General features: G+C 39.4%; 23 protein-coding genes. 9 read left to right on the forward strand and 14 right to left on the reverse strand.

Translation table 11 applies throughout. The features are described from left to right. Nucleotides 1–123 precede the first annotated feature (123 nt). The 9 genes from purB to FTV50_RS03010 form a co-directional block, all read right to left on the reverse strand. Nucleotides 124–1512, reverse strand: coding sequence for an adenylosuccinate lyase (gene purB / locus FTV50_RS02970; protein WP_180023456.1), 1389 nt, complete (start codon nt 1510–1512; stop codon nt 124–126). A 56-nt stretch (nt 1513–1568) separates the two neighbouring features. Further along, entirely contained in the window at nt 1569–2300 is a 732-nt protein-coding gene (hflD, locus tag FTV50_RS02975) for a high frequency lysogenization protein HflD (RefSeq protein ID WP_218950703.1), read from the reverse strand. A gap of 12 nt (nt 2301–2312) precedes the next feature. Beyond that, complete coding sequence (mnmA, locus tag FTV50_RS02980) at nt 2313–3449, reverse strand: tRNA 2-thiouridine(34) synthase MnmA (protein ID WP_180023458.1); 1137 nt, start codon at nt 3447–3449, stop codon at nt 2313–2315. Between the two features lie 4 nt (nt 3450–3453). Then, nucleotides 3454–3939, reverse strand: coding sequence for an NUDIX hydrolase (locus FTV50_RS02985; protein WP_078190179.1), 486 nt, complete (start codon nt 3937–3939; stop codon nt 3454–3456). A 232-nt stretch (nt 3940–4171) separates the two neighbouring features. Further along, nucleotides 4172–4804, reverse strand: coding sequence for a hypothetical protein (locus FTV50_RS02990; protein WP_180023459.1), 633 nt, complete (start codon nt 4802–4804; stop codon nt 4172–4174). A gap of 318 nt (nt 4805–5122) precedes the next feature. Continuing rightward, on the reverse strand, nt 5123–5653 hold the full coding sequence (locus FTV50_RS02995; protein ID WP_111884219.1) for a gamma carbonic anhydrase family protein: 531 nt from the start codon (nt 5651–5653) through the stop codon (nt 5123–5125). Between the two features lie 103 nt (nt 5654–5756). Then, entirely contained in the window at nt 5757–6905 is a 1149-nt protein-coding gene (gene dacC / locus FTV50_RS03000) for a D-alanyl-D-alanine carboxypeptidase PBP5/6 (protein ID WP_111884220.1), read from the reverse strand. Nucleotides 6906–7023: 118 nt separating this feature from the next. Continuing rightward, entirely contained in the window at nt 7024–7410 is a 387-nt protein-coding gene (locus tag FTV50_RS03005; RefSeq protein ID WP_111884221.1) for an MCR_0457 family protein, read from the reverse strand. A gap of 228 nt (nt 7411–7638) precedes the next feature. After that, nucleotides 7639–8013: an MCR_0457 family protein gene (locus tag FTV50_RS03010; RefSeq protein ID WP_111884222.1), complete on the reverse strand. Its 375-nt coding sequence runs from the start codon at nt 8011–8013 to the stop codon at nt 7639–7641. 116 nt (nt 8014–8129) lie between these two features. Between FTV50_RS03010 and surE the strand changes: the two genes are divergently transcribed. The 3 genes from surE (at nt 8130) to FTV50_RS03025 (ending at nt 10870) form a co-directional block, all read left to right on the forward strand. Next, nucleotides 8130–8903, forward strand: a complete 774-nt coding sequence (gene surE, locus FTV50_RS03015; protein WP_111884223.1) for a 5'/3'-nucleotidase SurE — start codon at nt 8130–8132, stop codon at nt 8901–8903. Nucleotides 8904–9017: 114 nt separating this feature from the next. Further along, nucleotides 9018–9848 (forward strand): peptidoglycan DD-metalloendopeptidase family protein, encoded by an 831-nt coding sequence (locus FTV50_RS03020; protein WP_078191836.1) that lies wholly within the window; start codon nt 9018–9020, stop codon nt 9846–9848. 92 nt (nt 9849–9940) lie between these two features. After that, a complete protein-coding gene (locus tag FTV50_RS03025) occupies nt 9941–10870 on the forward strand; it encodes a LysR family transcriptional regulator (protein WP_111884224.1) in 930 nt (309 codons plus the stop codon). Between the two features lie 68 nt (nt 10871–10938). Here FTV50_RS03025 and FTV50_RS03030 read toward each other — a convergent pair whose 3' ends face one another. Next, nucleotides 10939–12150, reverse strand: coding sequence for an aspartate aminotransferase family protein (locus FTV50_RS03030; protein ID WP_180023460.1), 1212 nt, complete (start codon nt 12148–12150; stop codon nt 10939–10941). Between the two features lie 198 nt (nt 12151–12348). Here FTV50_RS03030 and grxD point away from each other — a divergent pair, with 198 nt between their 5' ends. Next, nucleotides 12349–12690, forward strand: coding sequence for a Grx4 family monothiol glutaredoxin (grxD, locus tag FTV50_RS03035; RefSeq protein ID WP_067762767.1), 342 nt, complete (start codon nt 12349–12351; stop codon nt 12688–12690). Between the two features lie 182 nt (nt 12691–12872). Here the strand turns inward: grxD and FTV50_RS03040 are convergent, their stop codons facing one another. Continuing rightward, on the reverse strand, nt 12873–15542 hold the full coding sequence (locus FTV50_RS03040; RefSeq protein WP_180023461.1) for an ATP-binding protein: 2670 nt from the start codon (nt 15540–15542) through the stop codon (nt 12873–12875). 184 nt (nt 15543–15726) lie between these two features. On the opposite strand from FTV50_RS03040, the gene FTV50_RS03045 reads away from it, so the two are divergent. From FTV50_RS03045 to rpmE, 5 genes are all read left to right on the forward strand, one after another. Next, the gene (locus tag FTV50_RS03045) at nt 15727–17871 is read left to right on the forward strand and encodes an MFS transporter (RefSeq protein ID WP_180023462.1); all 2145 of its coding nucleotides are present in this window, start codon (nt 15727–15729) and stop codon (nt 17869–17871) included. 197 nt (nt 17872–18068) lie between these two features. Further along, a complete protein-coding gene (gene gloA / locus FTV50_RS03050) occupies nt 18069–18470 on the forward strand; it encodes a lactoylglutathione lyase (protein ID WP_078191833.1) in 402 nt (133 codons plus the stop codon). Nucleotides 18471–18693: 223 nt separating this feature from the next. Then, entirely contained in the window at nt 18694–19668 is a 975-nt protein-coding gene (locus FTV50_RS03055; protein ID WP_180023463.1) for a bile acid:sodium symporter family protein, read from the forward strand. A gap of 217 nt (nt 19669–19885) precedes the next feature. Further along, nucleotides 19886–20194, forward strand: a complete 309-nt coding sequence (locus tag FTV50_RS03060; RefSeq protein ID WP_180023464.1) for a hypothetical protein — start codon at nt 19886–19888, stop codon at nt 20192–20194. A gap of 217 nt (nt 20195–20411) precedes the next feature. Then, nucleotides 20412–20636 (forward strand): 50S ribosomal protein L31, encoded by a 225-nt coding sequence (rpmE, locus tag FTV50_RS03065; RefSeq protein WP_078190165.1) that lies wholly within the window; start codon nt 20412–20414, stop codon nt 20634–20636. Between the two features lie 84 nt (nt 20637–20720). Here rpmE and FTV50_RS03070 read toward each other — a convergent pair whose 3' ends face one another. Genes FTV50_RS03070 through epmB form a run of 3 tightly spaced genes read right to left on the reverse strand, consistent with a single transcriptional unit; the run spans nt 20721 to nt 25608 of the window. Beyond that, a complete protein-coding gene (locus FTV50_RS03070; RefSeq protein WP_180023465.1) occupies nt 20721–22850 on the reverse strand; it encodes an EAL domain-containing protein in 2130 nt (709 codons plus the stop codon). Continuing rightward, complete coding sequence (locus tag FTV50_RS03075) at nt 22832–24577, reverse strand: GTPase (protein ID WP_180021984.1); 1746 nt, start codon at nt 24575–24577, stop codon at nt 22832–22834. Before FTV50_RS03075 ends, FTV50_RS03070 begins: the two co-directional genes overlap by 19 nt. Nucleotides 24578–24591: 14 nt before the next feature. Then, nucleotides 24592–25608, reverse strand: coding sequence for an EF-P beta-lysylation protein EpmB (gene epmB / locus FTV50_RS03080; RefSeq protein WP_180023466.1), 1017 nt, complete (start codon nt 25606–25608; stop codon nt 24592–24594). Between the last annotated feature and the right edge of the window lie 309 nt (nt 25609–25917).

Here is a 25917-nt window from a genome sequence, read left to right on the forward strand (position 1 = left end):
GGGTTTGGAGGTGGAAATTCTCATCCTCTTGCGGAGCATGCTCTTCATCCCAAAGGGAGTAGGAGTATATAGGTGGAAACAAAAAACGAGGCATGATGCCTCGTTTTTTTGATCTATCTAAAATCAGATTTTAGAAATAAGATCTTTAATGTTTGCTGCTTGAGTTGATGCATTACCTGTATATGTTGCAGGTGTCATTTCAGCAAGACGTGCACGGTCAGCAGCTGGAACAGCTTCTAATTCGTTACCATTTACGAAATCAACCATCATTTCGCGAGTCATTGCTTGACCACGAGTTAGGGCTTTAAGTTTTTCGTAAGGTTTTTCAACTGCATAACGACGCATTACAGTTTGAATTGGTTCAGCAAGAACTTCTTGAGCATGGTCAAGATCTTCCAGAATACGTTGAGCATTCAACTCAAGTTTGCCAATACCTTTAGAGCAAGCTTCAAAAGCGATTAAGCTTTGTGCAAAACCAACGCCCATGTTACGAAGAACAGTAGAGTCAGTTAAGTCACGCTGCCAACGAGATACAGGAAGTTTTTCACCAAGGTGAGCCAATACCGCATTTGCAATACCTAAGTTACCTTCAGAGTTTTCGAAGTCAATTGGGTTTACTTTATGCGGCATCGTTGAAGAACCAACTTCGCCTTCTTTCAAACGTTGTTTGAAGAAACCAAGTGAGATATAGCCCCAAACGTCACGGTTAAAGTCGATTAAGATTGTGTTGAAACGACGTAGCGCATCAAAAAGTTCCGCCATGTAGTCATGCGGTTCAATCTGAGTCGTGTACGGGTTGAAGGTTAAACCTAAAGACTCTACAAAAGCTTGAGAATGAGCAGGCCAGTTAATTTCTGGGTAAGCAGAGTAGTGCGCGTTGTAGTTACCTACTGCACCATTGATTTTACCAAGTAATTCAACTTGTTTGAATTGTTTGATTTGACGTGCAAGGCGGTAAGCCACGTTCGCCATTTCTTTACCCAAAGTTGTTGGGCTTGCAGTTTGACCATGTGTACGAGACAACATTGGTTGTTCAGCGTGTTGTTCAGCCAAAGCAACGATTGAATCGATGATTTGCTGCATAGCTGCAACTAAAACTTCACGGCCATTTTTAAGCATTAAAGCATGAGACAAGTTGTTGATGTCTTCAGATGTACATGCGAAGTGAATGAATTCGCCTGCATTTTTAAGCTCATCGATATGTGCGATTTGCTCTTTTAAGAAGTACTCAACGGCTTTTACGTCATGGTTTGTTGTACGTTCAATTTCTTTAATGCGGTTTGCATTGTCTTCAGAGAAGTTCGCAACAATTGCATCAAGCGCAGCGTTAGTTTCAGCACTGAACGCTGGAACCTCAGTGATTTCAGGGCGGTTTGCAAGCGCTTGTAACCAACGCACTTCAACAGTCACACGAGCATGGATTAAACCAAACTCAGAGAGGAAGGGACGTAGAGCATCACATTTGCTTGCGTAACGTCCATCTAATGGAGAAAGTGCGGTTAAAGCGTTCATAGCGATTCCTTAAATTTTGGAATTAAACGTAAAACAAAAAGCCTGTACTGCATCAGTTAAACCACCTGATACTGTAAACGGGCAAGATCTTGAATATCTTGTAGTAGCTTGCGCTTACTGAAAATCATACCCCATGAGCTACCACCGAGCTGACGCCATAAATGTGCCATTTGTAAGCCGGTAAATAAGGTGGCGCGAATGCGATTGGTATGAGAGGTGTCTTTAAATGCTTCGGCATTACCACGAACCATAATACGTGGATTAATTTGGCCAGCAGTTTCAATATAGGTTTGCGCTAAATTGGCAATGATACTTGGATGTAAATAATTATTATCGAAAAAGGAAAGCTGTCTTAGGATTTTTTGTTGGGATTGTTCAATGATTTCGACAAATTTGGGATTGCTGTAGACTTTCTTTTCTAACTGCAATAACGCCATCGCATACGTCATGGGTAGCTTGGTATTGGCAAGTTTAGGAAGTCTAGATTTGGGAGATGTATTGAAGGGTTGAGTAATGCTACTTTCTAAGGTCTTTAAACCCAGTGAAATATCCGCCAAACCACTAAAAAAATCGAGCGTCTGACTAGACTGATTCGACTTGGGACGGATATTTAAACTGGCTTTAATGAGATGTTCAAAATAAAAGTTACCGCTTTCACCAATACTTTGCGTACCCGTCAATGCGGTCATATGGGTTAGCTGCGTCGCTTGAAAAACAGCAGCTAACGCCAATGCGCGATTTTGGCGAGTATTCAGAGTTTGAGGCTGTTGAAACGGTAACTCTGTCATCCGAAACAATCCTTATGAAATAAAATCCGGTTTAGGGGCATTGGTATGATGAATCACACCACCACCTAAACAAACTTCACCGGTGTAGAACACCACACTTTGACCCGGTGTAACAGCACGTTGTGGCTCATCGAATTCGACACGCACACCATTTGGCGCTGTAGAGTCTTTAAATAATGTACAGTCTTGGTCAGGCTGACGATAACGAGTTTTCGCTGTGCAGCGGAAGCCTGTTTCAGGAATCTCTTGTTCACCAGCCACCCAATCAATCGCTTCAGACCATAAAATGGTGCTTTGCATGAGTGGATGTTCATGACCTTGACCAACGACTAGGCGGTTACCTTCGATATCTTTATGCAGTACAAACCAAGCGCCTTCTTCAGCACCTTTTAGACCACCAAGACCGATGCCACCACGTTGGCCGAGCGTATAGTACATTAAGCCGTGATGTTCACCAACCTCTTTACCCGTGTCTAAGACGATTTTTCCGGGTTGAGCAGGTAAATATTGCTTTAAGAAGTCATTAAATCGACGTTCGCCAATAAAACAAATTCCTGTTGAATCTTTTTTCTTCGCGGTGATTAGACCTAATTCTTCAGCGATTTTACGTACTTGTGGTTTTTCAATTTCACCCACAGGGAACAAAGTTTTGTTAATTTCACGACCATGCACTGCATGTAGGAAATAGGTTTGGTCTTTATTGTTGTCTAGGCCACGCAGTAGAGGTGCGTACTCTTCACCACGTGAATTTTTTAGCGTTTCACCACGGCGGCAATAATGGCCTGTCGCAATAAAGTCAGCACCTAAGTTCACAGCATGGTCTAGAAATGCACGGAATTTAATTTCTTTATTGCAGAGAATATCTGGGTTTGGTGTACGACCTGCGGCATATTCTTCTAAGAAATGCTCAAAGACACGGTCCCAATATTCCATCGCAAAGTTTGCGGTATGAAGTTTGATACCAATTTTGTCACAAACAGCTTGAGCATCGGCAAGATCTTCCATTGCCGTACAGTATTCCGTGCCGTCATCTTCTTCCCAGTTTTTCATGAAAAGACCTTCAACTTGATAACCTTGTTGAAGTAAAAGTGCTGCAGATACAGAAGAATCTACACCACCAGACATACCGACGATGACACGTTGTTGCATAGGATTAAGCATCCAAATTTGAAATTAAGGGAGAATTTTGGTGCTCGTAAATGAGCGATAAAGGAAATTTTTGACCTGAAAGAGCATCTTGCACAGCTTTAATCACTAATGGACTGCGCGCACGGGCAGACTCAATGAGTTCATCAAGCGTCATCCATACTGCACCGACAATACCTGTGTCTAACTGTGCATCGGCATGGTGCTGAATGTCTTTAGCTAAGAAACAGAAGCGGAAATAAGTACGATCAGGGAACATCGGGGGAGTATAAGTATACATGCCTAGAAGGTTCGTGATTTCTACATCGTGACCTGTTTCTTCCATGGTTTCTCGAATGGCTGCTTCAATAATGGTTTCGCCAGCTTCGACATGACCTGCAGGTTGATTAAATACAGTATGGGTCACACCTTCTGTATGTTCTTCAACAAATAGGAATTTTCCGTCTTTTTCAACGACTGTCGCAACAGTGACGTGAGCAGTCCAAGCGGTCATAGAAAAGCACCATGGGGTAAAAACGCTATTCTACAAAATTTAGGGAGCGGTGGCTATGATGGGAGGTGAATTCTTTGGAGAGAGATATTTTTTAGCGTAGAAATTTATGGAACACTGTTTCATAAATGGGGTTGGAAACAATGAATCATAAAAAGCCCTGAACAGTTGATATAGGCTTTTTTTGTAATATGGATATGACTAATATTAAAAAATAATTAATACATGCACTATTTCAATTGTTACTTTCAATTGCCATTTCATAAGAACCCTGAAATTGGAACTTCATTGTTTCATCTGTAGTCGAGTTAATGAATTTTTCCATTTGTTCTTTATACTCACCATGTCCTGATTTATACATAGCTAATAAATATCCCCATTTAGCATACGGATAAGCTGGATCATCTTTGGGGATAGTATTTAATTCATTCCTTATACCTTCTGCTACTTTACTCTGACAAGATCGCAGGTCATTTTGCGGATACTTCAAAATTTGCATTAGTTCACAGTGCTTAAATAATTTAGCTTGAGTTGGTCTCTCATTGAGTTGTTTCTTATTTAATTCATAAGCCTCTTGATACATTTCTAAAGAGAGATAAATATTCATTTCTATTTTTTCTCGCTCATTTTGAGCTTGGATTTTTTTTACATCTAATAAAATATTTTTTAATTTTTCTTTAGATTTAGGGTTATGAATGTCTATATCATTCATTAATGTTCTGTATTTTTGGATGATAATATCATCTGATAGGGATATTTTTTGTTCTTCTACAACTTCATTTTTCTTTGGAATCTCTTGTGCATTAGAGCATCCAGTTATAGTGAAAACTGTACTAAAAAGAATAGTTAAAATTAGATATTTTTTCATGAAATACGTCTAGCAGCCGAAGTTAATGTGAATGTATGTGTTGTAAATCTTGGATTTGGATAAATTATTCCGCCATCTAATTTGGCTTCATATCCCATTTGCATTTCAACTTTAATTAAAGATGAAATTTTCTTGATTAAACTGACTTTTTACAATTTTTTTATTACAGACTTCATTTTCTATTTTTAAGTTTTTTTCTAATAAATTTAGAACACTTGCATTTCTCTAAATATTTTCATTAGTTGCTACAATAGCAAGTAATGCTAGACCTACCTGAGTTTTCATTTTTTTATATAAAAATCTTATGCAAAATCTATTTTATTTATAATTCCCCGACACCTTCACATAATTCTGCGCTGAATAAGGCAAGAACGCTTTTTCTTTATCGGTCAGTGGGCGAACTTTCTTAACGGGACTGCCCACATATAAATAACCACTTTCTAGAACTTTATTGGGTGGGACAAGTGAACCAGCGCCTATCATCACATCATCTTCAACAATTACATCATCCAAAATAATCGTACCTATACCGACTAAAACACGATTACCAATAGTACAGCCATGCAATTTTACATGATGACCAATTGTGACATCTTCACCAATAATCAGTGGAGAACCCTCAGGCTTATCGGCTTTTTTATGACTCACATGCAACATTGAGTGATCTTGCACATTAGAGTTTTTACCAATACGAATATGGTTTACATCACCACGAATCACAGCAAATGGCCAAACAGAGACATTTTCAGCCAATACAACATCGCCAATCACCACTGACATTTCATCGATATAGCAAGAGTCAGCAATACGTGGAACAGTGTCTAAATAAGGGCGAATGTTTTGGCTCATAGGAAAGTCATCTACAGGTTTTTAGGCAGTATAAAATAAAAAAGCACCTAGACCGAAATCTAGATGCTTTCACTTTAGTCTTAATATCGAGTTTTCATCAAACTTAGAATAAGTTGCTAAAGAATTGTTTGATGTGATCAATCATTTTTGCAAAGAAACCAGCTTCTTCAACATTTTGTAGAGCTACAAGTGGTTTTTCAGCAATGACTTTGCCATTAAGCGTTGCAACGTATTTACCGACCACTTGACCTTGTTTTAAAGGAGCAGTTAATTTTGGTTGAACAACTAATTGAGTTTTAATGGCGTTCGCTTCGCCTTTAGGCATCGTCACGTTAAAGTTTTCAGCTAGACCTACTTGAACTTGATTGTCTTTACCGTACCAAACTTTTGCTTTTGCAAGCACTTGTTTAGCAGGTTGAACTTTTACAGTTTCAAAGTTTGCATAACCCCAAGCTAAAATTTCACGTGTTTGAGATGCACGCTCGTTCATGCTTGGCGCACCAAAGATCACTGAAATTAAACGTAAAGGACCACGTTTAGCTGAAGTCGTTAAGCAATAGCCCGCTTCTTCAGTATGACCAGTTTTTAAACCATCTACACTTGGGTCAGTATAAAGCAGGGCATTACGGTTGCCTTGCTTAATGCCATTGAACGTAAATTCTTTTTCAGAATAGATCGGATAGTATTTTGAACTGTCATGAATGATATGTTGCGCAAGAGTTGCCATATCTTTGGCAGTCGAGAAATGTCCTTCAGCTGGCATACCTGTCGCATTGATGAATTGAGTATTCACCATGCCAATACGTTTCGCTTCTTGGTTCATCATGTGGGCAAAGGTGCCTTCATTGCCAGCAATATGTTCTGCCATAGCTTTAGAAGCGTCATTACCCGACTGAATGATAATGCCACGTAACATTTCTAATGCAGTTGCAGTACCGTTGAGCGGAACGTACATACATGACTCAGTGCTGCTGCCGCGACACCAAGCCGACTCATTCATACGTACTTTTTCATTTTCAGTTAGTTCACCGCTTAATAACTTTTGTTCAATGATGTAACTGGTCATCATTTTTGTCATTGAAGCAGGAGCTAATTTTTCGTTTTCATTTTTAGAAGCAAGGATTTGCCCTGTCTCATAGTCCATCAGCACATAAGATTTATTATTTAATTCAGGTGGTGCAGAAAGGACAGTTGCCGCGAATGAAAAACTAGGTGCAAGTAGTAATGCGGCAAGGGCGGTTTTTCGGGTCATTCTGGGTGGTTCCAATAACTTAGGTATAAGCACAAAGAGCCTAGCATTTTAGGACAAAGCTAGGCGGACTGCTATGGGGTGCAAGCGCTTATTTTAAAAGTATTGTAACCAATTGGTATTATTTGCTGTAAGCAGTCAATTCTTTGCAAATCGCACCATTTTTCTTATCGCCAGCTTTCTTCGCATCAGACTGCGCTTCTTTTAAAGCGTCTTTAAAACTTTTTTGTTTGCTGAGTTGCTGTAAAGCATTTACTGGGTTCTTTTCATTCGGCATATATTCTTTAGCTAATTTTGCATAACCCGCTTCAAACTTTGGTTGATCTTTGTCATTCACCAATTTTGGGCAGACTTCAGATAGTACATAGATAGCTGCAAGTTCTTGACTGGTCACTTGAGGTGTAGGAGTCACTTCAATTTTTTCATCTGCGGCATGTGCAGACATGGTGGTGAAAGCAAAAGCAGAAAGGCTAAGGGCACAAAGAGATTTTACAAAAGAGTTTTTCATTTAAATAACCTGTGAAATAACTTAGAAGATATCAAATAGCTAAAATTTATTTGCCTAGCTTAATCGTATTTCTGGTAGAGATCAGTAGAAAATTGTATTGAAGCTGTTTAGAAATCAATACATTGTGAAAGAAAAAAGGATGAGGCTATAAAGCGTCATCCTTTTTTGGGCAGGTTTGATGCAATAAGGACTAACCTATTTAGAGGACGTCCAAAGCTGAATGATCAATTAACCTTCATAACTTAAAACGTCATCACAAACTGATTTTTGCTCAGCTTTATCAGTTTCTTTAGCAGCTTGACGCGCTTCTTCAAGAACTGATTTATATTCGCTGTCAGACTGTAATTTTTCTAATGTCATTGATTTATCAGAATAATCAGCAAGATATGTTTTAGTGAGTGCTTGAATGTTGGCATCAAATTTTGCATTTTGACCAATAATCGCAGGGCATACTTCTAACATGACTTGTGCAGATGCAATATCTTCTTTTACGATGGTATTGGCTTCTTCTTGAGTGAAGTCATTGTCTGCGACCACAGTTTGAGTCATGCAAGCTGCTAGAGCAAAGCTCAATAAACCACGAAGTGCTACGGTTTTATTCATTTTGTACACACACATTTATGCTGGATGTTGAAATGTAAATATATATAATTATTCATATATTTCAATAAAATGTTCTTGCGAGTCATTTTTAATTTTTTAGTAATGGAAATTTAGTTTTGAATATATTAATTGCCAATGATGATGGCGTTTTTGCTCCCGGTATCCAAGCTTTAGCACATGCATTGCGTCCTCTCGGTCGTGTGGTGATCGTGGCGCCTGAAAGCGAACGCAGCGGTTTTTCAAGTGCTTTAACTTTAGATCGACCATTACGACCTGTCGAAATTGCACCGAATATGTGGGCGGTAAATGGTACACCTGCGGACTGTGTGTATTTATCAATGAATGGTCTGTTTGATTTTGAATTTGATCTGGTGGTGAGTGGAATCAATAGTGGCGCAAATCTGGGTGATGATGTGCTGTATTCAGGGACAGTGGGTGCGGCATTTGAAGGCCGTTTAATGAAACAACCTGCGCTAGCCGTCTCTTTGGCTGGGCCAAATGTGCGTAGTTATAATAACCCAGAAGATTATGCAGTCGCCGCGCAATGGGTGCATGATTTTATTGCCAATGGACTACCCGCGCTACCTGCACGACATATTTTTAATATTAATATTCCAGATGTTGCTGAACTTCAAGGCACCAAAGTGACCTATCAAGGAAGACGTTTACAGTCCAAACCGATTACCAGTCATGTAGACCCGCGTGGTCGTCAAGTCTATTGGATTGGATTGGCAGGCGAGGCAGTGGCAGAGCCTAAGAAAGGCTTAACCGATATCGAGTCAGATTTTTTTGCCGTGGCAAATGGTTATGTCAGTGTAACGCCTATACAAATGGATGCTACAAACTATGAGATTTTGAATAACTTACACGCAGAGTTATCTAAAATTTAAGTATTAGTGTTATAACTTTGTGAAAATGGTTATGCCGCAACTTTTTTAGAGTGGATTTTTGCTAATCTTAGCCCATTCATAATGACTATATTTGAATTATTAGTGAGGAAGATGATGTCCCTTGTGTCACAATATCGCGTTATTACCGCTCCTGCAGCATTATTTAAGACCCTTGTTTTATCTGCTGCTGTGGTTACAACTTTGGTCATGACTGGCTGTGCGTCAAAACCACAAATTAATAATGCGACCCGTTATGCGACTGCTCCGGATTATTATACAGTTCGTTCGGGAGATACTTTAAGTGGCATCGCAGCTCGCTATGGCTTGAGCTATGTCAGCATCGCAGAAATGAACGATATTGCCCAGCCTTATCGCATCTATGTTGGACAATCCATTCGCCTTAAAAATAGTGGCTCTCGTCGTACGACGTCTACACAAGCCATGACTCAAGCGGCACCAATTCAACGCCAAACGATTGCAATGCCAACGCAAACAGCGCCCGTGACTCAAGCTTCAACCACTCCATCGACAGTGACGCGAACTACAGTTCCAACGCCAGTGGTCAGTTCTTCAAGTTTACGTTGGGTGAGTCCAGTATCGCGTCCTACGGTATTACAAGGCTATAACTTAGCATCGAATGTGAAAGGAACACGTTACGCAGGTAATACAGGTGATCCTATTTTTGCAGCAGCTGATGGTCAAGTGGTCTATGCCGCTGATGGTCTTAAAGAGTACGGCAATTTAATTTTGGTGAAGCATATTAATGGCTATATCACTGCATATGCACATAACAGTAAAATGAATGTCAAAAGTGGCGATACTGTGAAAGCAGGGCAGCAAATTGGTGAGATGGGTTCATCGGGTACCAACCGCACGATGCTTGAGTTCCAAGTGCGTTTAGATGGTAAACCAATCAATCCAACTTCAGTTTTACCAAATAATTAAATATATAATGCAAAAGCAAAATATCCCCGTATAATACAATGAGTTGCTTTTATCGAAAGATGAAGCTTCTCATAAGTTTATGAGGGAAATTTATGTTAGATCAACTTCGAGCAATGGGTGTCTTTGCTTGCGTTGTGGAAAAAAATTCGTTTAGCGGTGCTGCTCGTGAGTTAGGTATTACCACGAGTGCCGTGAGTCAGCAAATCCGCTCACTAGAGCAGGATATGGAAGTCATTCTTTTACATCGTTCAACACGTAAGTTAAGTTTGACAGAAGCTGGACAAGCTTTTTTTCATAGTTGCCAAGAGATGCTATCTGCCGCAGAGCGCGGCAAAATTCGTATCAATGAACTTCGTGACGACTTAGTCGGTGAATTACGTATTGCATCAACACCAGAACTTTGTGCGAATCATGTGATTCCTGCATTGTCACATTGGATGTCGGCACATCGCGGTTTATCCGTTCATCTAGAAGCAGATAATCAATATATCGACTTAATTGATGGCCGCATTGATATTGCGCTACGAATGAGTTCAAAAATTGATGATCAACAGTTTCATGTGGTGCCATTGGCACATGTTGAACAAGTTCTCGTTGCAGCACCAAGCTATATCAACCAAACCAGTTTAATTACACGACCAGAAGATTTACAAAATCATGATATGGTTCAAATAAATTTGGTTAGAAACTTTCAGCATTTTGCATTTGAAAATGCAGTGACTAAAGAACAGGTTGCATTGGATGTGCACTCCCGATTTACAACAAATAATGTATTTGCTGCAAAAGCAATGTGTCAACAAGGACATGGCATTGCAAGAATATTATATCTAGATACGCAAAAAGACTTATTAAACGGTTCTCTTGTTGAAGTTTTACCAGAATGGCGTTTACCATCATTTACTCTATATGCGGTGATGTCTAAACGTGATCAACAGCCTACCAAGATTCATCGTTGCCTAGATGCATTAAAATTGTATTTCAGTCAATTACCAGGCGGACGTGTATACCAAGAAGCCTCATAAAAACAAAAAAGGTTTAAAAAGATATAAAAAAAGCCGCAATCAGCGGCTTTTTTTACTTTCGGCACAAATTACGCTAGAAAGTTTTTCACCATTTTAACAATGCGTTCAATTAAGATATCCGCTTGTTTTTTATTGATGTTCAGCGTAGGTAATAAACGAATCACAGAGCCTGCTGTTACGTTAATAATCAAGTGATGCTCATCACGTGCAATATTCACAAGTTCGCCACATGCTTTTGGTAATTCAATGCCGACCATTAAACCAAAACCACGAACAGTCACGTTTTGCTCTGCAAGTTGCTCTGTGAATTGCTCAACAAGATACGCACCCATATTTGCAGCATTTTCAACAAGGTTTTCCTTTTGAATGGTATCAATCACGGTATAAACCACACGTGAACCTAATGCAGTACCGCTATAAGTTGAACCGTGGTTACCCGCTGTTAAAACCCCAACACCACGACCTTGAGTCATGACTGCGCCAATAGGGAAACCATTACCTAGACCTTTAGCTGTAGTTAGCACATCAGGAACAATATTGGTGTGTTGATACGCAAAGTATTTACCTGTACGACCATTACCTGTTTGCACTTCATCAAGCATCATTAACCAGTTATGTTGATTACAGATTTGACGAATTTCTTCGAGGTAGCTAAAACCTTGAGGTGCAGTATTTACACCACCTTCACCTTGGATCGGCTCAACCAAAATCGCTACGATGTCAGGGTGGTGAATTGCAGCTTCTTCAATTGCTTCGATATCACCAAAAGGTACACGAATAAAACCTTCAACCAATGGGCCAAAGCCTTCTTGAACTTTTTTGTTACCTGTCGCAGATAACGTTGCCATGGTACGACCATGGAATGAATGATCAGCAACAATAATTTTAGGGCTTGCAACACCTTGCATATGACCAAATTTACGTGCAATTTTGATTGCACCTTCATTTGATTCTGCACCACTATTTGAGAAGAAAACTTCTTCCATACCCGCAACTTCAGCTAATTTTTGCGCAGCAGCCGTTTGCCAAGGCACTTCAAATAAGTTACTGGTATGAATGAGGGTCGCTGCCTGTTCAGCAATTGCAGCTGTAATTGCAGGATGTGAGTGACCTAAACCACAAACAGCGATCCCTGTCAGTGCGTCTAAGTATTCTGTGCCATCTGCGGTATACAGGTGAGCACCTTGACCTCGGACAAAGCTGATCGGTTGGCGGCCAAATACTGGCATCAAGTGCGATGGTTGATCAGTTTGTACTGGGGCAAGGGTAATGTTATTCATGACTAACTCTAATTTGTCAGGTGATTGAAATAATATAGAGGAGACGCCATATATATATGAGCATCAAGAGGTCTATATAAGCAAAATATGACTCACTTGAAAAGCTGAAATGTAAATAAAACGTGAAATATTGCTTTAGTCATATTGTTTTACTCAGTTTTGGGTATAATGCGAAGCAGATTTATTGAGGATATATCAATGACTGAACAAGCACGCGATACAGAAGCGTTAATTCGTGACCAAATTGCTAAACACGCAGTTCTACTTTACATGAAAGGCACTCCACAGTTTCCACAGTGTGGTTTCTCTGCGCGTGCAGTAGAAGCGCTCAGTCAAATTGGTCGTCCATTTGCCTATGTAAATATTCTTGAAAATCAAGATATTCGCGCAACTCTTCCACAAATTGCTAACTGGCCGACTTTCCCACAATTATGGATCAATGGTGAATTGATCGGTGGTAGTGACATTATGCTTGATATGTTCCAAAAAGGTGAATTACAACCTTTAGTTGAACAATATAGCCCAGCTCCGGAAGCTTAATTGGATATGTATTTGATGATTTTAATCATTGGATACAAATAAAAAATAGCGCCTTTAAGGCGCTTTTTTTATGACTTAATTATCTAAAAAGTCTGAGGTTATGCGTTTTTCCACCATTTCAAAGGCATTTAAAGTGTAATGAATGGTGGAAAAATCAACAAATGAATAATCTAATCGAACATTTATGACGGATTGTCTTCAGTCGGACTTTCTTCAACACGTTGCTCGTTTTCAGTAGTCCCATTTTTAGCAGTACTGTCTTGAGCTTCAGACTTCTTTGCCTTTTTATCTTTGTCCTTTTTTGACTTCTTCTTTTTTTTCTTTTTCTTTGGCTCTTCTTCCTCAAACTCAGCACCATCTTCAATCGCTTGCCAGTATTCAAGTTGCTCCATGACAGCAGCGTAGATTGAGCCTTTGCTATAACGACCTTTTTTATCAAGAGTGCCTACTGGACGCGCCATCAAAATTTCTAGAGCTTGGTCAATGGTATCTATGGCGTGAATATGGAATTGACCTTGTTGCACAGCTTCAATCACATCTTTGCGTAACATCAAGTGCTGCATATTTTGGCGTGGAATAATCACACCTTGCTTGCCTGTTAGCCCTTGTAATTTACATGCATCATAGAAGCCTTCAATCTTGGCATTTACACCACCAATCGGTTGAACTTGACCCAATTGGTTCATTGAGCCAGTGATTGCCCATGATTGATCGATCGGTAATTGGCTAATAGCGGAAATAAGAGCTGAAAGCTCTGCAACAGTTGCGCTGTCGCCATCTACTTGGCCATAGCTTTGCTCAAAGGCAAGGGCAGCAGAAAAATGTAAAATTTGTTCACGACCAAAGTGTGCCTTTAAGAAACTCGACATCAGCAGGACGCCTTTGGCATGTAAAGAACCACCGAGTTCTACACTACGCTCGATATCTAAAATATCGCCGCCGCCTTGATAAACCGAAGCCGTTAAACGTGACGGTAAACCAAATTCAACATCAGCATATTGAATCACAGAGAGGGCGTTAATCTGCCCGAATCGATGACCTTTGGTTTCGATTAACTGTGTACCGCGAGTGAGATCTTGCCAATATAATTCACGTAAGTAGCCTAGACGGTATTTACGATGATCAAGAGCGGTGTTGATATGTGTTTCTGTCACCATTTTATCGCCAGCAAGTGCTGCATGATGATGTGCTTCACGAATCAAATCACCTAAGGTGAGGGCATGTAATGACAAAGAGCTTTGATCTTCAGCTTGACGACTTGAATCAGTTAACAGTGCAGCAAGTGCTGTACGGTCAAACGGCAGAAGTTTGTCTGTTTGCACATAGTCAGCAATTAGCTGCATATATGCCTGCTCATTAATGTCATTACGTTGTAATGTATCGGTAAAATCGGCACGAATTTTAAAGACACTGCCCAGTTCTGGTTCGAGTTCTAAAATATCGTAATAAATATCAGGTTCAGCAAGCAGGATCACTTTGATATTTAAATCAATAGCTTCAGGCTCAATCGAAATACTGCCTGTCAATGTAAGCATATGTTCAAGTGAAGACAGCTTTAAATGTCCTGACTTTAATGCACGTTTTAGACCTTGCCATGCATAAGGCTGCTCTAAAAGTTGTTCAGCTTCCAAGATGAGGAATCCACCATTGGCCTTATGCAATGCACCAGGACGGATTAACGTAAAGTCTGTGGTGATGGTGCCATTTTGGGTCAGTTGTTCGACATGACCTAGCAAATTGTAATGGGTTGGGAAATCTTCAAAAATAACGGGCGCACCAGCATTTGGTTTGTGTGTGGCGATGATGTTAGCTTGGTAGCGAGATGGCACGCGGTTAAATAGGCCAGGTGTAAAGTCATCTTCTTCTTGCTCAAGCACAAACTCAACATTTTGAATGATGTCATCTGCATATTGCTTCAGATAATCTTCCAAGCCTTCAACCATGCTGAATTTATTTTGAATTACATCAATACGCGGCATGACGACTTGTTTAGCAATTTCACGGTTTAAAACCTGAACTTTATCGCGTGCGTCATCTTCAAGATCACCAAGATGTAGACCAAGACGTTCAAGTTTTTTATCCATATAACGGACGTTTGACGCAATTTCAGCACGTTGTTTGCTGCTTAAAGCATTGATGTCTTCTTTCGACATTTCTTGGTATTTGTTATCTACTAAGTGCATCGGAACGAAACAATGATCATCATCCTGAGAAATCAGTTTAAGATCGAGCTCTTCACCTTCTCGGGTTAATTCAACTAAAGCAAGATGTTGTTCATCACCAGCATGTTGGCGAATCATTTCAATGCGATTGTGATAGGTTTCTGCGGTGAAGCGACGTTCAAGCTGTTTTAATATGGTTTGCCAACTTTGATGTAATAACGCTTGGAATTTTGTCGCTTGACCAGAAGGAAGTTTTAGCGCAATCGGTTCACGCGGAAACTTAAAATTATTTACATAGACCCAGTCTGAAGGCGTTGGCATATTTTTAGCGTGTTGTTGTAATAAGCGCTTAATCATGGTGCGCTTACCTAAGCCTGCGGTACCTACAGCAAAAATGTTATAGCCTGAATAGGGTAATGCAATGCCAGCCTCGACCGAAGCTCGGGCACGATCTTGTCCTAAAAAGTCATTAAGTGGTTTGATCCGCTTGGTAGACGTTGGTATTTTTTTTAACTCAGGTGTATGCGTCAGCTGAAGTGGCTGCAACTGGGTTTTAGTTAAAGTATTCTGTATTTCGGGTTGATCAAAAGCGCTCTTTAGTGTCGTTACTGTTTCTGCTAAGTTTTTTGTGTTGGCTTCATTAATGGTAGTTGATAAAGAAGAGTGAATTTGTTCAAGTCGCTGGGTCACTGTTGAATCCAAAAAACTAAAGAATAGAGATATGTAATTAAGGTATACAGGTTTAATGCCAAAGATCAAGCAACAGCATGCGAAATATCGATAAAATAAAACAATGATTTCATAAATGTTGTTGAAACCGTTGTCATTAAGCGCTTGAATAGCAACATTCGATTTTGACAAAAATAACTGAGTCATGACAACACAAGCTTCAGGATGGAAATCTGCTTTTACTGCATTTTTAGACCGACGTGCGCTGATTATGCTTTTTCTTGGCTTTTCGGCCGGCATCCCAATTTTACTGATCTTTTCCAGTTTATCGCTTTGGTTAGGTGAAGCAGGAATTGATAAAAGTGCAGTGACTTTTTTTAGCTGGGCAGCGCTTGGCTATTCGTTTAAGTTTGTTTGGGCGCCATTAATTGATGAGTTACCTGTGCCATTTTTAACTAAACAACTTGGACGTCGCCGTGCATGGTTATTGATCGCTCAGGTTCTCATTATCTGTGCAATTTGTATCATGGCATTTTCAGACCCAGCTTTAGGACAAAGCTATATTTACCAAATGGCTGCTGGAGCCGTATTACTAGGTTTTTCTGCCGCAACGCAAGACATTGTGATTGATGCTTATCGTATTGAGTTGGCTGAAACTGAAATGCAGACCGTTTTAGCTTCGACCTATAATGCAGGTTATCGTATCGGCATGATCGTGGCAGGTGCAGGGGCGTTATTTTTGGCGGCATATTTAGGCACGGCCAAAGGTAACTATATTTATGAAGCTTGGAAATATACTTACCTTGCAATGGCTGCTGTGATGGCTATCGGTATTATCACAACTTTGTCGATACGTGAGCCGCAGGTTGACCGTGTACAAAAGCATTATAAACGGACCGACTATTATCGTTTAGTCGCTGTATTCTTTGCTGCCGTGGTTGCCTTTGTCTTGAGTTATATCTATTCAGGTGTAGCGGTTGAAAGTTTGAAAGAGCAGTGGCAAATTTCAGATTCATTTACCTTGTTCTGTTTAGAGGCTGTGCGCTTTATTGGTTCAGCTGTGGTTGCTTTTGGTATCGGTTCAGTTTTAGTGAAATCAGGTGCTGTAAATAAGCAGATGGCATTTGAAACTTGGGTTAATCCAGTTGCAGATTTCTTTAAGCGTTATGGTCTAAAACTGGCTTTAGTGTTGTTGTTACTTATTGGTTTTTACCGTATTTCCGATATTATCGCCGGCGTCATTTCTAATGTGTTTTATCAAGATTTAAACTTCACCAAAGAGCAGATTGCTGAAGCTGTAAAAGTCTATGGTGTGATTTTTAGCTTGGTTGGTGGCTTCCTTGGTGGTTTGCTAGCGCAGCGCATGAACATTATGAAATTAATGTTTGTCGGTGCGATATTAGCAAGTTCAACAAACTTGATTTTTATCGGCCTAGTCAAATCAGGTCAGCCATTGAGCGATGTCACTGTAAATGTAGCAGGGCAGCAATATACAGCGACGCCGGATGACACGGGAGCTTGGGCAGTTCAAATTCCAAAAGCAGTCTTGGCTGGAGATCAAAATATTAAAGTCACTGCGGATTATCAGTCGAAGAATCAACATCCAGTACAGGTGAGTTTGCCGTATCTGAATAATGCTTTTTCAAACTCAGCAATGATGTTGCTGCCAGTGACTTCAGATAACACGATTTCAGCTCAAGAGACTGCAAATAGTATCGTGGTCCGTGGACAATACTTGGCAGGCGAGTTAAAAGAAAATCAAAAAATTCAAATTATTTTGGATGCTAAACCATTCGACGCGAAGCTTGATAAAACTGGTGTTTTTAGTGCTGCAATTCCAGGTCAAGCGCTCGAAACAGCAAAGCAAAAAACATTAACGGCTCAACTACTAGAAAATGATGTAGTGAAAAAGAGTGTCGATTTAACATATCAAGTGAATACATCAGCCAATATGTCAGGTGTACTTGGTGTTGATATTCAACCGATTAACTTAGCAAGTGCTGAACAGAATGTGGACATCAAAGGTAAGGTCATTAAGCCTTATAGTTCGCTGTGGCTGTATTTTGCGATTATTGTTGATAACTTGGCTTCTGGTCTTGCTGGTGCGGCATTTATTGCATTTTTATCGAGCTTAACCAGTGTTTCTTTCACAGCTGTTCAATATGCCATCTTTAGTTCATTAATGACCTTAACCCCTAAAATTTTAGGCGGTTACTCTGGTACGATTGTGACCAATATCGGTTATCCAAACTTTTTCTTGATGACGACTTTAATTGGTATTCCGATTTTAATTTTAGTGGTTTGGGTCGCCAAACTATTGAGAGAACATGAACAAAAATCCAATTCATAATTCAATTTAACTTGAAAAAGCCTATTCAGTTTGAATGGGCTTTTTTATTCTAAGCTACTAAATAGCCTAAGTATATCTGTGGTTTTAGACAAGGATATTTGAAATAAGCGGGTATATGCATTCTAGACTTAAATTGAACTTTGTATGTTAAATCCCTATAGTATTCAAACATAATGATAGATTTAGGAAACTCGATTATGCGCATGCTGCATACCATGTTACGTGTAGGCAATTTAGAGCGTTCATTGGCGTTCTATACTGAAGTACTCGGTATGACTTTGCTTCGTAAGCGTGATTATGAAGAAGGTCGTTTTACTTTGGCATTTGTGGGCTATGGTGATGAAGAAAATCATACTGTACTTGAGTTAACGCATAACTGGGATACGGAGAGTTATGAATTGGGTAACGCTTATGGCCATATTGCTATTGCAGTAGATGATGCCTACAAGGCTTGTGAAGAAATTAAAGCACGTGGCGGAAACGTGGTACGTGAAGCAGGACCAATGAAAGGTGGTGTGACCGTCATTGCCTTTGTTGAAGATCCCGATGGCTATAAAATTGAGTTGATCCAACAAGACTCAAATGCACGAAATAATTAATGTGCAATCATTAATATAAAGTCATCTGTAATTCTGAATATTCTTATTTATAAATTTTTTTGCGTTGAGCTCACTATCAACGTTTAAAATAATGAATATATCGGAGAAAAGCTGGCTTTATTTATATGGCCCAGTAAGATGAAATTTACTCAATGGTAAATTTAGCTTATTGGGCATTTTTGTGCCGATGAGCTTTAAAGGGAAATTTGTACAGGATGTTGTTATGCTAAAAATGTTGGCTTTGGATCGTTTTACCATTCTACTTTTTGTAATGGTCATACTTGCGACTTTTTTGCCTGTCAGTGGTCAAGCTGCAGAAATTTTTGGCTATATTACAACGGCTGCAATTGCCATTTTATTTTTTCTACATGGTGCAAAGTTATCTCGTGAGGCTGTGGTTGAAGGCATAATGCATTGGAAGTTACATGCTTTAGTTTTTGCTTTTACCTTTGCATTATTTCCATTATTGGGTTTAATGGCGAAACCAATTCTCGTGCCGATGTTAGGGAAAGAGTTGTATTGGGGCTTTTTGTTTATGTGCTTTTTACCCTCGACAGTACAGTCTTCTATTGCATTTACTTCGGTAGCACAGGGTAATGTTGCTGGCGCAGTCTGTAGTGCATCATTTTCAAATATTATTGGGATGTTTATTACCCCAGTGATGGTGGCCTATTTTATTCTCGGTCAGTCACAACATAACTACGATCCGACGGCATCTATTATCCAAATTACGCTGTTATTACTGATTCCCTTCATTTTAGGGCAGCTCCTTCGTCCTTGGGTGTTTCCTTATATGAAGAAAATGCCAAAAATCGTGAAGGTATTTGATCAGGGCTCAATTTTGATGGTGGTCTATGGTGCATTCAGTAGTGCGGTGGTGGCAGGGCTATGGCATCAAGTGAGTGGTATGACCTTATTCCTTTTGATTGTGGCGTGCTCTGTCTTGTTAACAATCATTATGTTATTGGCGTTATATGTACCACGTTGGTTGGGGTTTAGCCGAGCTGATCAAAAGACGATTTTCTTTTGTGGTTCTAAAAAAACCTTGGCAAGTGGCGTGCCCATGGCACAAATTCTATTTATTGGTCAGCCGATGGGGATGATAGTTTTACCAATTATGATCTTTCACCAAATTCAGCTGATGGTCTGTGGTGTGATTGCCAACCTTTGGGCAAAACAAAGCCGTGGGCAAGAATAAGGGCGAGATGAATAGGTCTTTTTAAAATACCTTATATAGATGAAAAGAAAAAATCATGAAAATTAAAACAAGCTTCTTCATTTTATTCTTGGGTCTGAACACAGTCGTTCATGCCCAATAGGATTTATCTCTAAATAGTAACCGTGATGTCATTGAAAAAATGCCGCTCATCAGCCTGCAGCCCATGTTGGATTTTTGTCGTGATCGACAACCACAGATGAATACGGAATTAGATCAGGCTTATCAAGCTGCCAAGCTAAAATTAATTGCTGCGGTTCAGGCTGTCCGTTTTAATGGTGTAGAGCCATTAAAAGCAAAAGATGTTGATTTGCCAGTCGATGCACAATTTAAACAGCAGCTTCAAGGCATGTTAGAGGGCATGAGCAAATCATTACAGCCAGTAAATGCAGCGACGTTTTGTCCTGCATTTATTGAAAAATTAAAACATTTTGATCAAGCCCAATTTCAGCGTACAGTCGAATTACAATATCAGAAATATTTAGAGCAAGCTCAACCTAAAGAGTAGAGTGATTCAGCCTTGAATATCTATTTATTAACAATAAAAAATCAGCTATAATTTGCCCCAACTTGTTGTGCTTAGCTCTGGCGGTATCCGTCTCGGTGGGCCAAAAGAATGGTCTGTTATGGTGTTGGTCTGCTTTTTTAAGCCTTCCTTGTAGTGATGCAAGAGTGATCAATTGCGATGACAGCTAAACCTTCTTTAATCTTAGGAGTAATCGACGATGCGCGCCGATATTCACCCAAAATATGAAACTTTAGTTGCTACATGTTCATGCGGTAACGTAATTGAAACTCGTTCAGCTCTTGGTAAAGAAACTATTTACCTAGACGTATGTTCTGCTTGCCACCCATTCTACACTGGTAAACAGAAAAGCGTTGACACTGGCGGTCGTATCGACAAATTCAAACAACGTTTTGCTGGTATGTCACGTTCTATCAAACGTTAATATCCAAAACGAAAAAACGGGCTTTATGCCCGTTTTTTTTGTGCCGATAAAAAGATAAACCTTAAATCGGCAATGTTCAGAACCTTATTGGTCCTGAACATCGATGAGATGGTCGAGTTTCTTCTGGAAATAATCACCTTGAATAAAACGAGCTTCTACATTCCAAGCATTGGCAAACAGTGTCATGTCATTTAATTCACGTAGCATGATTTCAACAGTTTTGATTTCATGATAAGTGGTAATTTTTTCTTGCAGCTCTTGGCATGACTTGTCGTTTGCAAGCATTTGGGTCAAGCTTGAATCTAGTGTTAAGCAGTGAACATCCATTTGACGTAATAATGATTCACTAAACATCGAATGACCAAAATTACGTAAAGCCAGTTCGGCACCATTTTTACGAAGTTCAACAAATGCTTTTTGAGCCGCATCAATATTGAGCTGAATGTCTTCTTCTGCAAATTGTAAAATCAGTGGATTCTTCAATTTACTACGAATAATCGTAATGAGTTTTGAAATAAACTCAGGGAAGGTGCGGTCGTTATATAGCACTTCCTTGTTCAGGTTAACGATTAATTTAGCTTCAGGGAACTGAGTAATAAAGTTGTGTAGCTGTTTACACGATTCAACCAAGATCCAACGATCCAATTTAATGGATAGCTCTGAGTCTTCAGCCAATTCACGTAGTTGGGCGATATCTTTCCATTTATTTTCAAAAATAAAGCCGCTGGTTACTTCATAAGTATAAAGATGTGAATCTTCTTTATCATACAGTTGCTGATATTTAAGATGAATTTCACCGCGTTCTAAGCAGTTGCGAAGGGCCTTGATAACAGGAGCTTCATCACTAACGACAATCGGCGCAATTTGTGCTTCTGGTGTACCAAAATCCAAACTTGGTATGTCAATTTCTAATGGAATAGTTAAATCGATTTCAGGTGCTTGTTGGTTGGTTGGTAGCGCAGTATTAAAGGCTTTCGCAATAAAGGTATCAAAATGTGCTTCATCACGAATATCGCTGTCTAAAACACTGTATCCTATGCGTAAATTTAATGGATAAGTTTCATTGTTTACACTCAGTAATTGAGGTTTGCTCAGGGTATTAAGACCAATCAATTTAGACTCAAGTTTGAGCTGATTATCCGCTTGGAATAAGGCAACGATTGCACCATTATCTAAACTAAATAATGGAGCATGAGTCTGATCTTTCAAGAAGTCTTTAATATTGGTGAAATAGCTCTTATAAGTATTCCAATCTTTTTGAAAAATCGCATCAGAACAAGAAGCCAATGTAAATAGAACCAATGCATTTACATTAGCAGGTTGCTGGCCAATGGTGCGGTTGAGTTGTTGAAATACTTTTGGTTTTTGTGGGCTAGCTTCAACTGGAGCGTTGCTTACAGCATTGCTGCTTTGACTGCCAATCTCAATTGCGAGCTGTAAAGCATCTTCTTCAGCCGCGGCAATAAATTCGAGTTTTAGTGGGTTTTGCCCAGCCACTGCGATATTTTGCGAAACAAGATCAAAACGTCCTAAATCGAGCTGTCCTTGGCTGATTTTTTTAAAGCGTTGCTTAAAGTCGTTGAGGTCAGTAGGTTGTAATAGATCGAGTAAAGGCAGACCAATTACATCATCTTCATTTTTTAGACCAAACAAAGTGAGATATTCAGCATTGGCTTGAATGTGAATGCCTTCTTGAATCACGGCAACCGCTTTACGACTATCTTCAACTAAAGACTGGGTTTGGATTTGAGCTGTTTCGAGCTCTTCCATTAAATGTTGCTGCGATTGTTGTAGGCGACTAAAGGATAAAGCACGGATTAAACCAAAATAGAAACTCTCAGGTTCAGCAATATCGACAATGTCATAAATCCCTTTTTTGACTAAACTTGCATATTGTTCTGCTTGATAGTCTTCGGGTTTAAGTAAAATAATCGGTAAATTCGGTTGGCTCGATAGTTGAACTAAACTTAAAGCTTGTTCATATTTTAAATCATAAGCACGTCCAAAAATGATCAAGTCCCAATTGAGATTCAGCTGTTTTTCGAAATTTTGTAAATCATCAAGTAATATGGCATGAACTTGATGTTCGCTGTCTGTCAATAAATCACGTATCTGGTTAAAACGTATTTGATTATCATCAATAATGAGTAATCGAGTTTCCGTACGTTTTAGTTTTTTGGATAGTAATGGATTTCTCACTTTAATGCTTCCCATAAGTCGTTATTTTTGATCTCATTGCTCTGTTTCGCAATATAGTCTTTAACGACATTTTCTTGCTCTTCATTCAATAATTCATATTCAAAGCGAATAAAGCTTTGTGTCACCAACTGCGCTTTGGTGAGATAGACTTTGATGTCTTCTTTGCCTAAGCGAAGGTGGATCGTTTGTTTCTCTCGGAAGAGATTTGCCCCAGGTAAAATTAAGGTCGTAGACACTTGATCAAGTTGTGTGGTCTGTACCAATAAAGCAGGTTGATGATTTGTTGTATTGCGGTCGGTACGAATATGGGCTGAACATGGATACAAATCTTGAGCCAGTACTTCGAGACCCAATTCCAAACTTTTTTCAGTCGATTGTTTGATCCAACGAACAACACCGCCACGCCATTGGCTTTGAGCATTTTCTTGGATCAAAATAAATTCGCCGGTTTTTAAATTGGCTGGGGTAGGGCCAGTCCATTTAATGCGATAACCATTCACACTAATATCTAATACGTCAGCAGTATGAATCTGTTTTGCTTCACGATCTAGCGCTTTCGCATTAGTCATGCCTGTTGGCATATTTGAATCATGCGAATTGACAAAAGAGGCTTCATTGTGGAATTGATAATTGCCTTCCAAATCTAAAGTTTCGTGGAAGTTTTTACCTTTAGAGAGATAGAAATGCGCCACCATTAAGCTAAAGCAAATATTAATTTGCGCAGAATATTCATAACGTTCATGACGGCGTTCAGTGTTGTTGGTCAAAATATTATGAATATGGAAATATAGCGCTGGAGTTAAAAATAACTTTTCATTTTTAGATAAATAATTGGCATTTCTAGTTTGCGTTTCGGTCAAATGATCGAGCAAGTTTTGCGTTGAAATGTATACATTGGCTTGATAAGACCGATCTTGTTTTGAGTTATAAATCGGTGGGTGATCTTTTTTCGTGTCTACAACATAGCGTGAAAGCGTGGTTTCTTTCGGTAGGATTTGAACCAATTTTGCCCAGTCAAAGCTACATAAATACAAACCTTGGATTTCAGCAGGGCGAATCTGATGATTATTGAAAATATCTAATAAGATTAATTGTGCATAAGCTTGAGCAATATTTGCAATTTGATGTTGAGTACCCAGTAACTGATTGACATTACTTTGATAGAAATTGTGTTCAATGGCACATTCAATCAGTTGATGTGCCGCAATCCATTGACCTGCAGTCGGTGTGGCATACAACATATGTTGTTGATACAACAACAGTGTCAGTTGTTGCAACGCATAGTAGATTGATGCAATTCGAGCGGTTTGTAAGCTTTTTTTATGGCCGAATGAAAAAATCGAAAACTTTTGTTGATTAAGCTGCTGATTACATCGTTTGGCAATATCAATATAGATTTTGGCAAAGTGACTGCGTAAAAGCATCGCCAATTCAATGATTTGGTCATTACGATCCGTGGTAATGAGGCTTTGATTGGTAAAGTGTTTTTCTAAGCTTGTGAGCACACTTTCCATAGTCGGATGTAAAATTTGAACCAAATCAAAACGTAACATCTCTTGGCATTTCAGCTCGGAGATTTCAAGTAAGGCATTGAATAAAGCTTTAGATGAGGTACCCAATTGTAAAATTGAAATACCGTTTAACCACTCTTGCAGACCTTTAGCATTGGTCGGACAAAAGCTTAATTTATCCAGCTTTAATTCAGTCGGATTGTAAAACGTATCTGAAGTATGCGTGGTCATCTTTATTATTTAACTCAAAAAGTTGAAGCCCCAAAAAGCGGTGTCTTGTTTTTTTCGCCCGCTATTTCCCGTACAAGTTTAGGAACCAAATAACCAGGTAGGTTCTCTAAAACTTTTTTATAAATTAAATCAATATCCTGAGCTGGTGTATCAAAATGATGAGCACCTTTTACTTTATCCAGAACATGCAAATAATATGGCATTACACCTGCGTCGAATAAGCGGTAACTTAAATCGACTAATACTTCTGCAGAATCATTAACCCCTTTTAATAAGACTGCTTGGTTAAGCACGGTGATCCCTTGTTTGACAAGCTGTTGAAGCTGGCTACACGTGAAGTCATCTAGCTCTGATGCATGATTTGAGTGTACCACTAGAATAATGCGTAGCCTACTGTTTTTTAAAATAGAAACCAGCTCTTCATCGACACGGTTGGGGATTACGATAGGAACTCGTGAATGAATTCTCAAAAATTTAATTTGTGGCAAAGTCGATAAACGTTCAATCCACACTTGAAGTTTACGATTTGATAGTGTGAGCGGGTCTCCACCACTTAAAATCACTTCATTAATATCGGGTTGATGTTCAATATATTGTTTGATATTTGGCCAATCGTCATTTTTAGGCAGGTTTTCTTGGTATGGAAAATGCCGGCGGAAACAATAACGGCAATGGACCGCGCAGGCGCCGGTTAAAGTTAGTAAAAAACGAGACTTGTACTTATGTAATACACCAGGCTGTTGGTTAGCTTGTTCTTCACCTAATGGGTCGGTAACAAAACCGGCGTGTTCTTCAAGTTCCAAATGATGCGGTAGGACTTGGAGTAAAAGCGGATCGAGCGGATTACCTTTTTGCATTTTTTCGACAAAAGCGCGCGGCACGCGTAGGCGAAACTCATCTGCTGCGAACTGAGCACCCGATAATAACTGATCATGGGAAAGTTCTAATACATCAAGTAATTCTTGAGGACTTGTAATCAAATCACTCAATTGAGTTTGCCAGTTTTGCTCTTGAAATAAATAGTTTATCATGCTGAATGTTTAAAAAATGCAGAAAGGTGAGTGGGGAATATTGCTGAAATTAATGCGTCGAACTTTGAAGTGTAAGCTGAAATAATTCCGATAAAGCTCACAACGGATGAAGCCTACGAAACATTTATTAAATTTCATTAAACAGCAATTTTACCTGTTTGTGGGCATTGTATAAACAAAGTTCTTTAATGTCTGAGTGTAAGTTAAGCAGCTTGACCCCTTTAATGGGGATTTTTCATTGCGACATGGTGCATTGGTCATTTAGAATACGCAATATCACATTAATGTGCATGTGGCAGCCAATGTTAC

Origin of the sequence: Acinetobacter sp. YH1901134, assembly GCF_013416965.1 — a bacterium.
Lineage (GTDB): Bacteria > Pseudomonadota > Gammaproteobacteria > Pseudomonadales > Moraxellaceae > Acinetobacter > Acinetobacter amyesii.